Raw genomic sequence first — 14,328 nt, 5'->3', positions numbered from 1 at the left:
CGGCGCCCCGGGCTGGGGCTCCCGCAAGCCCGGCCGGCGAACGGCCGACCTTTCCCTCTTCCCCTACCAGGAGGTTCCTTCGCCATGTCCGACCGACTGTGGTTCCGCGTCGACGACGTCCTGCCCCTCGCCGAACACGCCGCCGCCACCAGCGCGCACCTGCGCACCCGGCAGCAGTACCGGGCCGGTGTCCCGGACCAGGCCGCGCTCATCTGGTCCCACGACACCGACGGGGACTGGTTGTCCTCCAACGGGATCCCCCGCTGGTACGACGCCGACGGCGCCGACCACCGGGTCCTCGCCGAAACGTGGACCCACACCGCCACCGGCGCCACCGGCAACCCGGTCCCCGCCGACGACGGACACGGATTCCTGCCCCTGCACACCGAACATCGTGACGGCCGGCGGGACCTGCTCGACCTGCTCCGCTACGCCCGCCACCACGGGCTGCACTGGTTCGGGCTTCACCCCGACCCGGCGAGCGACAACACCGGCGACCGCTACCGCATCTCCCGCCACCGCGGCGACATCATCCCGCCGCTGTCCACCTGGACCCCGGCGACCGTGACCTGCGACGTGGTCGGCGGCGGCGCCTACCGCGCCATGGTCGCCCCCGGCTACACCACTCTCACCCGCACCGGCCTGCTGTGCCGCTTCCCTCTGTTCGCGGTGCAGCGTATGGCCGCCCAACTCGACGGCCTCTACCCCGGTGACATGCCGGGCGAGCATCCCCGGCTGCGGTTCGACGGCGACGAGGTTGTCGTCGAGTGGGAGCACGACGACGGCTTGGACGGTCGCTGGGTCGAGGACGACCGGGTCGTCCCGGACGCCAACCGCTGCTACGCCGTCGGCGCCTACCAGTGGCCGTGGACCCTTGTCGCGTCCGAGGCGACCTTCCGCACCGCCGACCCGAAGGACCGGTCGCGGTGATCGTCGACAACGTGGTCCACCAGGGCGGCCCCGGCTGCTACGAGCTGACCCGGGTGCACCACATCGACGGTTACGTCCTGCGGGTGCGGGTCTACCGGGACAGCTACGCCAAGCAGAGCATGGCGGTCGCCGAGGTCCTCACCCCACTGTTCACCTGGACGATCATCGCCAGCAGCCCGGGTCACAGCTGGCACCGCACCACCCCGACCACCGCGCTGGACGCGACGCCGTTGATCCCGGTCGCCGACGAGGTGCTGCAGCGGGCGCGGCGGATCCTTCCCGTGCCGCCGCCGTTCACCACGCCCGGCCGGTAACCCCACCAAGGCCGCACCCTGCCGCGCTGCCCGCCGCTCGGTCGCACCTCGCGCACCAGCCGGCGCAGCCCGGCCCCGCTCCTCGCACACGTCCATCCACCCGCCGCACCACGGCGGCTGACCCGCGCGTCCACGGCCTACCGCCGTTGACCCGCTTCGCACTGGCACGACCTGGCCGATGCCCGGCCACCCGCGCACTCGCGCAGACCCGGGCACGGCCGTGCCCGGGTTCCCACCCCTGCCGAAGGGAACCCTCATGACATCCACCAGCAGGCCCCGCATCGCGGTCGTCGGCGGCAGCATCACCGGCCCCGTCACCGCGCTGCTGTTGCTGCACGCCGGATTCGACGACGTCACCGTCTACGAGGCGGCGCCGGCGTCCGCGCCCCTGGGCGGCGGCCTCATCGGCCTGGAACATCCCGCCCTGGACGTGCTCGACCGCCTCGACATCCCGCAACACGAGTTCGTCACCCACGACTCCGAGGCCATCGTCCAGATGACCATCCGCGACCGCCACCCCGCCGAGACCATCCGACGCACCTACCCGGGCCGCAACACCACCTGGACGCTGCTGCACCAGGCGCTGACTCGCCGCCTCCCCGCCGGTGTCCTGCACACCGGCATGAAGGTCACCGCCCTGGCCGAACAGACCGGCCAGCCGGAGCTGTGCTTCCGCGACGGCCACACCGAGGCCGCCGACCTGGTCGTGTTCGCCGACGGCCGCTCCTCCACCGGCCGCCGGCTGCTCGACCCCGACCGGACCCTGCGGTACGCCGGCTACGTCGCCCACCGCGGCATCGCCAACATCACCCCCGAACCCGGGCTGCGGGACTTCCTGCGGCTGCAGCCCTGCCCCGGCGTGCAGTTCAACCTCGCCCCGGTACCCGGCGGTTGCGACTGGACCTTCTACCTCAACTGCACCAGCAGCGAATACGCGCAGCGGTTCGGGGCCGACCCCACCCGCCGGGTCTTCGCCCTACCCCGACACGTCGGCCCCGCCGCCCGCACCCACGTCGACACCCACGCCGACCTGCTGCTGCCGGCCGACCACGCCGCCGTCGTCCACGCCACCACCAACCGGATGGCGGTACCGGTCCTCGACATCACCCCACCGCAGCGCATGGTCTGGCCGGTCGGCGGCGGCGGTCACGCCGTGCTGCTCGGTGATGCCCTCGCCCCCGTCCGCCCGCACACCGCCCGCGGCGCCAACAACGGCATCGAACAGGCCGCCGGCCTCGTCGCCGCCCTCACCCAGCACCGCAAGTACGCCGCCGACCTCACCGCCGCCCTGCACGGCTGGCAACGCCGACACCTGCCCGCCGCCGTCGCCGCCGTACACCGCGGGCCCGCCATTGGCCACCAGCTCGGCCTCGGCACCCAGACCGCCCAGTAACCCGCCCCTCGAAGGAAAGGAGGTGGCCCTCGTGGCCACCCAAACCACCGCGATCGTCGTCGACGACCTCGACGGCTCCACCGACGACGTCGGCACCTACCAGTTCACCTTCAACGGCGTCACCTACGAGATCGACCTGTCCGCCAGCAACTTCGACCGTATGGCCGCCGCCTTCGCCCCCTTCATCACCGCGGGACGCCGCCTGCCGAAACAGGCCAAGGCGCCACGGCGGCAGCGCGGCACCACCACCAGCCGCACCCAGGAGATCCGCACCTGGTGGTGGACCACGAACTGGCAGGAGCTGAACCTGCCCCGACCACGAACCGGCGGCGTCATCCCCGCCACGGTCCGCGACGCCTACCACGCCGCGCACTGACCCTTGGTCCTCAATGTGCCGCCCGGTGATCTCGCCGGCCGGCATACCTGTGCGCGCCGCCGAAGTCCCGCAGTACGGGCAGATGACTTGATCAATGCCTGATTCGAAGCGTGGATCAGTGCGCGCGCCTCACTCACCAACCCCTGCCCGATGGCAGGAGAAAGGGGGCCACGCGCCCATGACCAGCACACCGACCGACACGACCACCGGTACGGCCGTCACACCACCGCCGGCGCCTAGCGTGGCGAAGGTTCTCACCGCGCTGCACCGGCTCGGTGAGGCCACCGCCGCCGCCATCGCCACCGAAGCCGGCCTCGGCTACTCGACCACCACCCCGAAACTGCGCACCCTGGAAACGGCCGGGCTGGCCGAACCCACCCGCGACGAGCGCGGACGCAGCCTGTGGCGGCTGACCGACACCGGTCGCGCCCACGCCGAACAGGGCGACGAGCACGGCCAGCCCGAGCCGGAGCCCGCCCTCCGCGACGCCGCCGCAGAACCCGGGCCGCGCGGCGACGACCCGCAGGAAACCGGAGAGGCTACCGGGCAGGACCACGACCAGCAACCAGCAACCGAGGCCCTCGCCGACGAGCAGCCCGATGCCGCCCAGGCGCCGACATCGCCCGCTGCGAACGACGTCGAGGTGGCAGTCGACGAAGCCACCGAAACCGACGACGACGAGACCGACGACGGCGGAGACAGCGACCGCTCCACCGCCGAACCCGAGGTGCCGGTCACGACCGACGACACCAACCCGGCCATCGGGACACCTCCGGCGAACGAGGCGGACCCCGGACAGGCCACACCCGACTTGCCTCCCGCCAGCACGGCCGCCGACAGCACCACGGGCGACGCCGCCACGGAAGGATCACCCGCCGTGCCCTCGGGCACGGAGGCGGCGGGCGAGGCGGCGCAGGCCCCTACCCGGCGGGCGTCGGGCACGCTGCGCGGCGCGATCCTCGACATCCTCGAGGCCAACCCCGGCCAGCGGTACAAGGTCAGCGAGCTGTGCAAGCTGGTCGACCGGGCCAACGAGGGAACAGGCGCGAAGAAGGCCAGCGCCGGGGCGGTCCACAACGCCGCCGTGAAACTCGTCGAGGCCGGGCGGGTGGTCCTGGCCGCCGAGAAGCCCGTCACGTTCGCCCTCACCGACCCCGCCGCCTGAACGACCCCGCCCTGCCGGTAGCCCGGAGGCGGGCGTCGAACTTCCCGGAACCACGCCCGCCCCCGGTGCTCCTTAGTACAGAAGGAGCTTCCGAAGTGTCTCCCATCCTGACCTCGATCGTCACCGCCGCCGGGGGAATCCTCGCCGGTCTCGCCCTCGCCGCAGCGCTGCTGTGGCGCCAGCAGCAGGTGCTGACCCGCGCCCGCTACGCCGCCGACCACGACGACACCACCGGCCTGCCCAACCGGCGGGCCCTGCTCGCCGCCCTCACCCGCGCCACCCGCACCGATGGCCCGTTCGGGCTCGTCCTACTCGACCTCGACCATTTCAAGGCCATCAACGACACCTTCGGCCACGAGGCCGGCAACGACGTCCTCACCGAGGTCGGCCGACGGTTGGCCGCCCTGCGAGGGCCGGTGCGGCTCGCCGCGCGCCTGTCCGGCGACGAGTACGCCCTGCTGATCGACGGCGGCGCCGACGACGTCGCCGCAGCAGCCCGCGCCGCTTGGCGGACGGTCGGCCGTCACCCCGTCGACCTCGGCGCACACATCGTGGCCGTACGCGCCAGCGTCGGGCACACCACCGCCGCCCTCGGTGTCGACCCCCGCACCCTGCTGCGCCAGGCCGACATCGCCATGTACCAGGCCAAGGAGACCGGATCCGGGGTTCACGGCGTGAGCGCCACCACCGGCCACACCGGTCTGCCACCGGGCACCCGCCTGCGGGACCTGCGGCGCCGCTGACCGCTCACGGTCGCACCAGGAGGACCTCGCGCCCGTCGACGGGCGCGAGGTCCTCACCTTGCCCCATCTCGACCCCGCCCCCGACTGCTGTCCCCGTCCTCGGCGACGGTCGCCGAGAACCCGTATAAGGAGCGCACCCACCATGAGCAGCCCTCACACCTACACCGTCGGCGACCGGGTGATCATCGACCCGGCGGTGGCCCGCGCCAGCACCCGGGGCGTCACCTACCGCGTCACCCGGCTACTGCCGGTCAACGTCGTCGTCGAACCCGTCGACGGCGGCCGACCCGTGAAGGTCAACCCCACCTACCTGCGGCCCGCCCCCGCAGCGGACATCACCACCAGCGGTAGCACCACCAGCGCTAGTACCGGCGGCGAGTGGACCATGATCCACGAGGCGCCGCTGCATCCGGGCACCCTCGTCACCGTCGCCGGCGCGGGCTGGAAGCAGCCTCCCGGCGAGCTGTACGTGGTGCTGCGCGACACCGGCACCGGCCGCGTCTCCCTCGTCTCGCTCGGCGGCAACAACGGCCGCTACTGGCGCGGCGTCTCCCGCCACCTGCTCACCACCGTCGACCCCACCCGCGTACGCCTCGACCCCGAACAGACCACCTGAACCACGAACCCTCGCCGTCGTATGGGGCGGGCAAGGTCCTGCCCGCCCCATACGACTTGACCTTCATCGAGAGATGAGCGTCGATCACCGCTGGTCGTCGTCCGTCGTCCGGACACCAGCATTCCCCAGGGCCCCGACGCGAGTCGGGCGGCGACCGCGCATGCCCGCGATCCGCCGACCGAAGGGCCACCCGCCATGGCACACCCCGCACATCCCAAGGGCCGCAGCCGGCGCCCCAGCGAGCGCACCGCCGTCCCGGACGACGTCACTGACCGGCTCCTCTGGGCCCTCGCGGTCGACGTCGCCGCCGCCCACCAACTCGGACCCGACGGCGCCTGCACGAACCTGCAGTGCCATGGGCAGGACGGCCCCTGCTGGGCGCTGCGCACCGCCCGCCGCGCCGAACAACAGGCCCGGCGCGCACCCACCACCCTCGCCCCGGCGCCCCCGCCGCCGTCGCCGCGCCCGGCCGGGGTCGCACGGGGACGCGCCCCCGTGCCCGCCCCGCCGCGTCGCTTCCCCGGCTGGTTCACCCCCGCTCGCCCGCCGGCACCCCTGGTGCGGCCCGCGCCCGTGCCGGACACGGTGCCGCCGGAATCCCGCGTCTACCGACGTCCACCCGTGGCGGCCTTGGCCGCCTGAACACGCACTTGGAGGCAACTAGTGAATTTCCTACCGAACGACACGCTCGCCGGCTACGCCCGCACCGCCGTCGACCTGCGTGCCCGCATGGTCGACTACCACCGCAGCCCGCTCGCGGCGCAGTACCTGCAGGCGTTCTTCGGCAGCCGCCTGGCCAACCACCCCAGCCCCAGCCCAGCGGGCATGGGGAAGGTCCTCACCGCGGTGCGCGCCATTACCGCCAACCCGTGGCGATTCGGCGAACCGTACGTCATCGCCCCGGCGATGACCGCGATCATCGCCGCCGCCGCGGCGGCCCTCGACCTGACCGGCGAGGTGCTCCCGGCCGACGTCGCCCCTGACGACGGTGGGGTGCTGTTCCTTCCCGAACCGATCTACCATCGCAGCCTCAGCGGCGAGGTGTCCTCGATCGGTGCGATCACCTGGGCCCGCACCACCAACACCGGAAGCGGCCGGTCGTTCTGGGCCATCGCTGGCTGGGCCGACCACCGCGACCCGCACGACCCGGCGGCCGTGCGCCGCCGACAGCAGCTCACCGACCGGCCCGATCTCGCCCGCCAGTTCGGCCCCTACGTGCTGACCGACTTCACCGAAATCCCCATCGGCCAACCCGTCGACCCCCGCCCCGACCTGCCCGTCCTCGACGGGGACGACCGCGACTGGGAACCGGCCCCCGACGGCCGGTTCTGCATCGACGAGACCACCACCGCGATGCGCGCCAGCGCCGCTATCGCCTACGCCTTCTGGCGCATCCAGGCTCAACCCCTCGCCACCGTTGCCGCCGCCCCGTTGGACCGCGCCGCCCGACGTCGCGCCGTACGGGCCAGCATCCGCCACGACACCCGCGTGGTCATGCTGCGCCGCACAAGCCCCCTCGCCGGACCGACCGACGGCGAGCCCAAGTGGCACTACCGGGTGCGGTTCGTCGTCCGCGGCCACTGGCGACGCCTCATCGACCGCGACGGCCACCCCTACAGGATCTGGATCAACGCCCACATCAAAGGCCCCGACGGGGCGCCCCTGCTGCACGGCGAGAAAGTCGCCGTCCTCGCCCGCTGATTCCCGCACCCGGCCGAAGGCCGCGCGACGCCGATCCACAGGCCCGCGCGGCCTTCGCCGTCCCCGTGCTCCACCGGCCCGCTGCCCGCCCTGCCTTGAAGGAGTGACCAGTCATGACCACCCGCGTGCTGTCCGGGATCGCCATCGCGGTCACCGGCGTCCTGCTGCTGTGCTCCGGACTGGCCACCACCCTGATCTTCGGCGGCGGCGGTGGCGGCGCGTGCGGGCCTGCCACCAGCGTCACGCCCACCGCCTCATCGGGCCCGCGCAGCCCCACCCCGGGCGGGATCGGTCCGGTCGGTGACTGGAACGCCGAGCAGGTTGGCAACGCCGCCACGATCACCGCCGTCGGCATGCGTCTCGGCGTCGCGCCCCGCGGCTGGGTCGTCGCCGTGGCCACCGCGATGCAGGAATCCTCCCTGATCAACACCCCGGGTGGGGACCGCGACTCGGTCGGCCTGTTCCAACAGCGGCCATCCCAGGGCTGGGGCACCCCCGAGCAGCTACGGGACCCGCAGTACGCGGCGACGAAGTTCTACCAGAAGCTGCTGGCCGTCGACGGCTGGCAAGCGATGCCACTGACCGTCGCCGCCCAACGGGTGCAGCGGTCGGCCTTCCCAGACGCCTACGCCAAGTGGGAACCCGACGCCACCCGCATCGTCGCCGCCCTGACCGGCGTCAGCGCCGGCCTTGCCGCCTGCGGCGTGACCGTCAGCGCCCAGGGCTGGACCCAACCGGTGCACGGGGACGTCGGCTCCGGGTTCCGCACCCCTGGCCGTCCCGGGCACGACGGCGTCGACCTGATCGTGGGCAAGGGCACCCCGATCCACGCCGCGTCCGCCGGCACCGTCACCGTCGTGCGCTGCAACGCCGTCGACGCGCGCACCGGCCGGGACTGGGGCTGCGACCGCGACGGCGACCCCGTCCTCACCCGCGGCTGCGGCTGGTACGTCGACATCACCCACCCCGGCGGTGTGATCACCCGCTACTGCCACATGCTTACCCACCCCTCCGTCGCCGAGGGCCAACAGGTCGCAGCGGGTGACGTCATCGGCGTCTCCGGCAGCTCCGGCCACTCGTCCGGACCGCACCTGCACTTCGAAGTGCACCTCGGTGACCACACCTCCGGCACGGCCGTCGACCCGGTCGCCTTCATGGCCTCCGTCGGCGCGCCCCTCAACCAGTAGTCGCCATCGCGAACGCCGGCGGCGGTTGGGTCATCCACCCCCAGCTCGGCGGTCGTCCCGCCCCGGGATGACCGCCGCAACCCCCCATCCACACAACCCTGAGGAGGTAAAGCCCGTGAGCACACCCACGCTCATCGGTGTCGCCGCGCTCCGCGGCAGGTATACCGCCCGCTGGATCCAATTCGGCGAGGATCCGCAGGTTCTGGTGCCGCTGTTGCGCCGGATCTGGACCGACACGTTCAGCCGTGACACCGGTGCCATGGCCGCCGCGCTGCTGGCCCACGACTGGTGGTCCCTCGCCGTCAACCCCAAGCCCCGCCGCTGGGACCAGCAGCCGCCCGTACCGGGCCTGGGCCACCCCGCCGACAACGACACCGTCCGGCGCGGCGCGCTGCGCGAGGACGTCGACGGCGCCCTCGAGTGGCTGTACCTGCTGCACCTCGACCAGCGGCGACTGGTGGTGTACGAGGCGACGGTCCACGGCCGCTGGCTGCGGCACAGCGCCCACCACCTCGACCCCGTCGAGGAACTGTTCATCACCGAACCCGCCGACGACGACGGCGGCCCGGAGATGACGGTGTGCACCGTCTGCGGCGCGGTCGACGAGATCGACCACGTCGAGGTGCCCTCCATGGCCGGCTACGGCTACGACACCGCCACCAGCTGCACCCGCTGCGGCTCCTCGGTCGCCACCGACCCGATGTTCGGCGACCACGTCACCCGCAAGCCCTGGCCGCCGCACAACCCCACGACGGGTGACGCGACGGGCAGCGCCCGATGAACACACCCGACCCCACGCCGTCGCCGCCCACCAGCGGCAGCGATGGCCCGTCCACTCACCGATCGGAGACCACCATGAGCTACCAACCTGGCCAGCGCGTCGCGCTGGTCCACACCAGCGACCCACATACCCGGCTGCGTGCCGGCGACACCGGCACCGTCCGCCGCCACGACCAGCGGCAGAACATCATCGAGGTCGCCTGGGACAGCGGCTCGACGCTGTCGATGAGCCTCGACGCCGGCGACCGCATCGCACCAGCCACCACCCCGCCGCCCACCGGCGATCCGGTCGGCGAGGCCACCGAATGGGCCGCCGCGCTGCGGCGCATGCGGGCCGCCGGCACCGAGGCCGGCCACACCGCCGCCGAGTGGTGGGCGCAGGACTCCATCGGCGCCCGGGTCAGCGGTGACACCCGCCTGGCCGCCCGCCGGATCCTGGCCGGCATCCACGACGGCGATCCCGCCGTCCTCGACAGGTTGCCCCACTTCTCCTCGGCTGGAGAGTCGGTCGATGGCGCCGGATGGGAGCTGTTCGCCGACGCCACCGGCGATGTCTCCGGCTGGTTCGGGCTGCGCATCCAGCAGCGCGACGAGGCGATGACCGTCTACCGCGACGCCTTCGCCACCGCCGCCGCAGAGCGGGTCGCCGACCTGTGTCACCTCGCGGCCAGCCCCACCGGTCGCGACGTGTCCCACCTACACCCCGACCGGGTACATCTCGGCGACGTCGGCGTGTTCTCCGGCGAGTGGGCGATGACCGTCGGCCCGGACGGCGATGACCGCTTCGAGATCGGGTTCGTCGGCACCCTGATCGACCACTGGAACGGGTGGGCGGTGTTCTCCTGCACCCGCCCGGTGGCGGAGGCGATCGTCGCCGACCAGCACCGGCTCCGCGACCAGCACCGCCGCAGCCTGCGCGAGCAGGGCGTACCGGAGGACGACCTGGATCGCCGGTTCGACGCGGATCTGGCCGACCTGTCCTTCGACGGCGACGTCCTCGTGGTCGACCAGCGCGCCCTGTCAGACGATCCGGAAGCCATCGACCGCGTCGCCCCGGACGGTGACGGCCGGTACGTGGTGATGGGCCGCAGCTGGTGCTGGGAGGCCGTCGACCCGTACGCCTGCGACCGGATCGTCGGCGACCTGCCCGAACCCGACCAGACATAGGCCCGGCGACCTCCGGCCAGGGCGCGCCGCGTCACCCGGAACCGAGCCGTCTTCGGCAGCGGCACCCGACACACCACCACGACAGGTAGAACCTACAGGAAGGAAACCACGTGACCATCCGTACTCAAGAGGAGATCGTCACCCGGGTCTGGGCTCTGCGGGCCAACCGACAGGACATCCTCGGCTTCCGGGAGGACGTGCTCGTGGAGGCACTCGACCTCGACCACGCCCGCCAGGTCATCACCCCCCGCCACCCGGTTGAGTGGACCCAGCGGGTCGACCACGAGACCTACGCCCGGGACTACCTGGATTTCGCCGTCGGGAAGATCCTCGACCACCGGGGCAACTCGGCGAGCCGGTCGGTGGACAAGCTCAGCGAACTCGCCTGGCTTCTCGGCCGCGACGACATCGTGGCGGCGATGGAACACGCCGGTTATCCGATGTACGGGGCGCCCAAGGTCAAGGCGTTCGCCGACGGGTTCGGCTGGCCGTTCCTCGACGGCGACGACGGGCTGGCCCTGGCACGGATGGCTGACGGTCAGCAGTGCGACCCGCAGGGCTGCGAACGGGGCTGCGCCGACTGACCACGACCTGGCCACCGGCACCGCTCCCGACCCTCGACGTGCCCGCGTAGGCAGCCGGCACGTCAGCGATCCCGCGCCCCGCACCAATTCGACTTGATCGATTGGGCGGTGGGGCGTTCCATCGTCGGCGCAGACACCGCCCGCGGCGTCGACACCGACCAGCACGCACCGGCGGCGACCCACGTGTCGCCGTAACCCTTCAGCACTACCGGGGTGTGGTCGCCCACCTGCCCGGCCCGACCAGGCCGGCACGGGGTTGGCCCCACCCGTCTCCGCTGTGCGGTACCCACCGCCCGCGCACTCGGAGACGGGTGCGCGGGCCCGACCTTGGAATCGAGGCATCACCATGACCACACCAACCCCACCGGCCCCCCAGCCCGGCGCACCGCAGAACAACCCGGCCGCGACCGACACGCCCACCGCTGAGGCCGCCTCCGGCCGGTCCGGCTACCTGTACCGGAAGGTGGCCCTGCACCTGGCCGACCACCCCGACCAGATTCTCAAGACCGGGGAGATCACCCGGGCGATCGGCGCACCGTCGTCCGGGGCGGTGTTCGAGGCACTGAAGAAAATGGCCACCGCCGGGCACGCCACCCACCACCGCGACCCGCACCACCGCTTCCAGATCACCCAGGCTGGCATCGACGCCGCCGGCACCCTCCCACCCGCCGCGCCCCGCACCCGCTCCAGCAGCAGCAGCAGCGGTGGTGGCCGGCAGGGACGGCCCGCGCCCGTACCGCGACCGAACGGCACGCTGTACCACCCGCGGCGGCTCGGCCGGGGCTGGGACGTCGAGGAACTACGGCGGCTACGCACCCAGCAGGTGCCCGTGCTGCTGTACGGGCCGCCCGGCACCGGCAAGACCGCCATGGTCGAGGCGGCGTTCCCCGACCTGCTGACCGTCGCCGGCACCGGCGACACCGTCGTCGACGACTTCCTCGGCTCCTACAACCCGGTCCCCGGCGGCGGCTACGAGTTCGTCCACGGACCGCTCGTCACCGCGATGCGGGAGGGGCGGGTGCTGCTGGTCGACGACGCCACCCTCATCCCGCCCCGCGTCCTGGCAGTCCTGTATCCGGCCATGGACGGCCGCGGGGTCATCACCATCCCCGCCAACGGCAACGAGACCGTGCAGGCCGCCGACGGGTTCTACATCGTCGCCGGTCACAACCCGGGCGTGCACGGGGCGGTGCTCACCGAAGCTTTGGCCTCCCGGTTCACCGTCCACCTGCACGTCTCCACCGACTGGGACCTCGCCCGCCACCTCGGCGTTCCCAAGCCTGTCGTGGCCGCGGCGATCGACCTCAACGCCGACCTCGCCGCCGGCAAGACCGTGTGGGCGCCGCAGCTGCGCGAACTGCTCGGCTTCGTGAAGGTCCGCGACCACATGGGCATGACCGCCGCTCTGGCCAACCTGGCCGGCATCGCCCCCGAGGACGCCCGCGACGACGTCACCGCCGCCCTGTCCCGACACACCGGCACACCCATCACCGCGCTCGCCCTCGGCAAGCGCTGACCGCAGTCCACCCCTTCTGGAAGGAGCCCATCCGTGTCCCACCCCAGCACCCACCTACAGCAGGGCGCACCGCCGACGCCGGCCGGCGCCAGTGACTGGCATAGCTGGTCCGCCGCGTGGACCCAGCACGTTCCGCTGCTGACCGGCCGTACCGACCTCACCGTCCTCGTCGCCCCCGGCGCCGCCGGGGACGCGCCCGAGTGCTTCTACCCCGCCCTCAACCGGATCGAGGTCGACGCCACCTACATCGCCGACCGCCCCGACATCACCGACCCGACGAAGGCCCGACACAAGCGGATCGTGCCCACCGGCTACGGGCTGCTCGTGCACGGCGCCGCGCACGCCGCGCACAGCCTGTGGGCCACCCCGCCCGGCACCCCGCCGATCCTCGCGGCTGTCGCCGAAATGCTGGAGGAATCCCGGGCCGAAGGACGCCAACGCGCCCGCCGCCGGGGCGACCGCCGTTGGCTGCGCCACGTCGTGACGACCCTCCTCGACCCCGAGGACGCGGCCGTTGACGACGCGTGGCACGCCGGGCAACTCGCCGCCCTGCTGCTGGCCCGCGTCGACGCCCGCATCGTCACCAGCAAAGACGTGCGCCCGGTCCGGGCCGCCGTCACCGGCGTCCTCGGCCGCAAGCGCCTGCGGCAACTGCGGGACATCTGGCGGGAGGCCCACACCTGCGACGACGCCGACGCCGACACCATGATCTGCCTGGCCCGCCGGTGGTGTCAGGTCCTCGGCATCGACCCCGATCAGCAGTACGACACTCCCGTACCGGACGCCGGGCAGTTCGCCGGCCGCCTCGCTGCGGCCCTCGTCGACTACCTCGCCGTCGCCGCCGGCGTCACCCCGGCCGAGTACGCCGCGGCGCTGCTGGCCCACCGGCACAGCCCACCGTCGGAGTGGGACCGCCGGGACCCGACCGAGCAGGAACACCGCGCGGCCCGCGACCTCGCCCACCGGCTGCGGCAGGCCCGCACCCAACATCCCGAACCCGGCCGGCGGCCCTCCGCGATCCCACCCGGCCGGCTGCGCACCCGGCAGGCCATCACCGCCGAAGCGCAAATCGCCGCCGGTCAACTCCCGACCGCCGCCCCGTGGCAGCAACGCGCCCAGCTGCCACCGGAGAAACCCCGTCTGCACCTGGCCGTCCTGGTCGACCTGTCCGGCTCGATGGACCGCTACACCGACGCGATGTCCTCCGCAGCGTGGATCTTCGCCAACGCGGCACGCCGCGCCGACGCGACAACCACCACCATCGGGTTCGGCGACCGCACCACCGTCCTGGTACCCCCACGCACCCGCCCCACGCAGGTGCTAACCATGCGCACCGGCCTCGCCACCGCCACCTTCCCGGAAGCGGTCAAGGTCGCCGACCAACTCCTCGACCTACGCCACGGCCGCACCCTGCGGATGCTCGCCGTCGTCTCCGACGGCTACCTCGACGACATCCCCGCCGGGCAACAACTCGTCACCACCCTGCACCAGGCCGGCTGCGCCGTGCTGTGGCTGCACCCCGCCGACCCGCTCGCCGACAGCGAACTGACCGGCCCCGACCAGATGTGGAGGCACACCTTCACGCACACCACCACCCTCACTGTCGCCGATCCCGTCGAGGCCGTCGCGGCGATCGCCGACGCCGCCGTCACCGCGCTCACCCAGGCCTAAGCCCAGCCGAGCCGTCCGGCGACCGACCAGTCCCACCCCCGCGCCGCGGCGCTGCAACGGCCGTGGCCGGGCAGCGCCGCGCGCGGCCACCCCAACGACGTACCCAAGCCCCGCAGAGGCGGGCTGCCGCCGGCAACCCGCCACGTCTCGCGGGGCCGGCAGCGGACAGCCCTCGCCGCCGGTCG

General features: G+C 73.0%; 15 protein-coding genes. All 15 read left to right on the top strand.

The window, feature by feature from the left end:
- The first annotated feature begins 84 nt into the window (after positions 1 to 84).
- The 15 genes from KBX00_RS00860 to KBX00_RS00790 all read left to right on the top strand — a co-directional run bounded on the left by KBX00_RS00860 (position 85) and on the right by KBX00_RS00790 (position 14,143).
- Positions 85 to 930, top strand: a complete 846-nt coding sequence (locus tag KBX00_RS00860; protein ID WP_210822221.1) for a hypothetical protein — start codon at positions 85 to 87, stop codon at positions 928 to 930.
- On the top strand, positions 927 to 1,244 hold the full coding sequence (locus KBX00_RS00855) for a hypothetical protein (protein WP_210822219.1): 318 nt from the start codon (positions 927 to 929) through the stop codon (positions 1,242 to 1,244). The genes KBX00_RS00860 and KBX00_RS00855 overlap by 4 nt, the downstream gene beginning before the upstream one ends.
- Before the next feature lie 256 nt (positions 1,245 to 1,500).
- Entirely contained in the window at positions 1,501 to 2,637 is a 1,137-nt protein-coding gene (locus tag KBX00_RS00850; protein ID WP_210822217.1) for a monooxygenase, read from the top strand.
- A 31-nt stretch (positions 2,638 to 2,668) separates the two neighbouring features.
- Positions 2,669 to 3,013 carry an Lsr2 family protein gene (locus tag KBX00_RS00845; protein WP_210822215.1) on the top strand — a complete coding sequence of 115 codons (345 nt, stop codon included), beginning with the start codon at positions 2,669 to 2,671 and terminating at the stop codon, positions 3,011 to 3,013.
- Positions 3,014 to 3,191: 178 nt separating this feature from the next.
- Entirely contained in the window at positions 3,192 to 4,178 is a 987-nt protein-coding gene (locus tag KBX00_RS00840; RefSeq protein WP_210822213.1) for a MarR family winged helix-turn-helix transcriptional regulator, read from the top strand.
- A gap of 95 nt (positions 4,179 to 4,273) precedes the next feature.
- Entirely contained in the window at positions 4,274 to 4,921 is a 648-nt protein-coding gene (locus KBX00_RS00835) for a GGDEF domain-containing protein (protein WP_210822211.1), read from the top strand.
- 142 nt (positions 4,922 to 5,063) lie between these two features.
- Positions 5,064 to 5,537, top strand: coding sequence for a hypothetical protein (locus tag KBX00_RS00830; RefSeq protein WP_210822209.1), 474 nt, complete (start codon positions 5,064 to 5,066; stop codon positions 5,535 to 5,537).
- A gap of 195 nt (positions 5,538 to 5,732) precedes the next feature.
- Positions 5,733 to 6,179: a hypothetical protein gene (locus tag KBX00_RS00825; RefSeq protein ID WP_210822207.1), complete on the top strand. Its 447-nt coding sequence runs from the start codon at positions 5,733 to 5,735 to the stop codon at positions 6,177 to 6,179.
- Positions 6,180 to 6,200: 21 nt separating this feature from the next.
- Positions 6,201 to 7,238: a hypothetical protein gene (locus KBX00_RS00820; protein ID WP_210822204.1), complete on the top strand. Its 1,038-nt coding sequence runs from the start codon at positions 6,201 to 6,203 to the stop codon at positions 7,236 to 7,238.
- Positions 7,239 to 7,351: 113 nt separating this feature from the next.
- Positions 7,352 to 8,425: a M23 family metallopeptidase gene (locus KBX00_RS00815; protein WP_210822201.1), complete on the top strand. Its 1,074-nt coding sequence runs from the start codon at positions 7,352 to 7,354 to the stop codon at positions 8,423 to 8,425.
- Positions 8,426 to 8,540: 115 nt separating this feature from the next.
- A complete protein-coding gene (locus KBX00_RS00810) occupies positions 8,541 to 9,206 on the top strand; it encodes a hypothetical protein (protein WP_210822198.1) in 666 nt (221 codons plus the stop codon).
- Positions 9,207 to 9,280: 74 nt separating this feature from the next.
- Positions 9,281 to 10,372, top strand: a complete 1,092-nt coding sequence (locus tag KBX00_RS00805; protein WP_210822195.1) for a DUF4314 domain-containing protein — start codon at positions 9,281 to 9,283, stop codon at positions 10,370 to 10,372.
- 110 nt (positions 10,373 to 10,482) lie between these two features.
- The gene (locus KBX00_RS00800; RefSeq protein ID WP_210822192.1) at positions 10,483 to 10,956 is read left to right on the top strand and encodes a hypothetical protein; all 474 of its coding nucleotides are present in this window, start codon (positions 10,483 to 10,485) and stop codon (positions 10,954 to 10,956) included.
- 346 nt (positions 10,957 to 11,302) lie between these two features.
- The gene (locus tag KBX00_RS00795; protein WP_210822189.1) at positions 11,303 to 12,472 is read left to right on the top strand and encodes an AAA family ATPase; all 1,170 of its coding nucleotides are present in this window, start codon (positions 11,303 to 11,305) and stop codon (positions 12,470 to 12,472) included.
- A 33-nt stretch (positions 12,473 to 12,505) separates the two neighbouring features.
- Positions 12,506 to 14,143, top strand: a complete 1,638-nt coding sequence (locus KBX00_RS00790) for a VWA domain-containing protein (protein ID WP_210822173.1) — start codon at positions 12,506 to 12,508, stop codon at positions 14,141 to 14,143.
- Positions 14,144 to 14,328: the final 185 nt, after the last annotated feature.

The organism is Micromonospora sp. C95 (assembly GCF_018070465.1).
Lineage (GTDB): Bacteria > Actinomycetota > Actinomycetes > Mycobacteriales > Micromonosporaceae > Micromonospora.
The sequence above is the reverse complement of the archived record's forward strand: the minus strand, read 5'-3'. Positions and strand labels throughout refer to the sequence as shown.

Coding starts and splice junctions, on each gene's coding strand:
- KBX00_RS00840 (WP_210822213.1), top strand. CDS start 3,192: ATGACCAGCACACCGACCGACACGACCACCGGTACGGCCGTCACACCA.
- KBX00_RS00860 (WP_210822221.1), top strand. CDS start 85: ATGTCCGACCGACTGTGGTTCCGCGTCGACGACGTCCTGCCCCTCGCC.
- KBX00_RS00850 (WP_210822217.1), top strand. CDS start 1,501: ATGACATCCACCAGCAGGCCCCGCATCGCGGTCGTCGGCGGCAGCATC.
- KBX00_RS00805 (WP_210822195.1), top strand. CDS start 9,281: ATGAGCTACCAACCTGGCCAGCGCGTCGCGCTGGTCCACACCAGCGAC.
- KBX00_RS00815 (WP_210822201.1), top strand. CDS start 7,352: ATGACCACCCGCGTGCTGTCCGGGATCGCCATCGCGGTCACCGGCGTC.
- KBX00_RS00830 (WP_210822209.1), top strand. CDS start 5,064: ATGAGCAGCCCTCACACCTACACCGTCGGCGACCGGGTGATCATCGAC.
- KBX00_RS00825 (WP_210822207.1), top strand. CDS start 5,733: ATGGCACACCCCGCACATCCCAAGGGCCGCAGCCGGCGCCCCAGCGAG.
- KBX00_RS00795 (WP_210822189.1), top strand. CDS start 11,303: ATGACCACACCAACCCCACCGGCCCCCCAGCCCGGCGCACCGCAGAAC.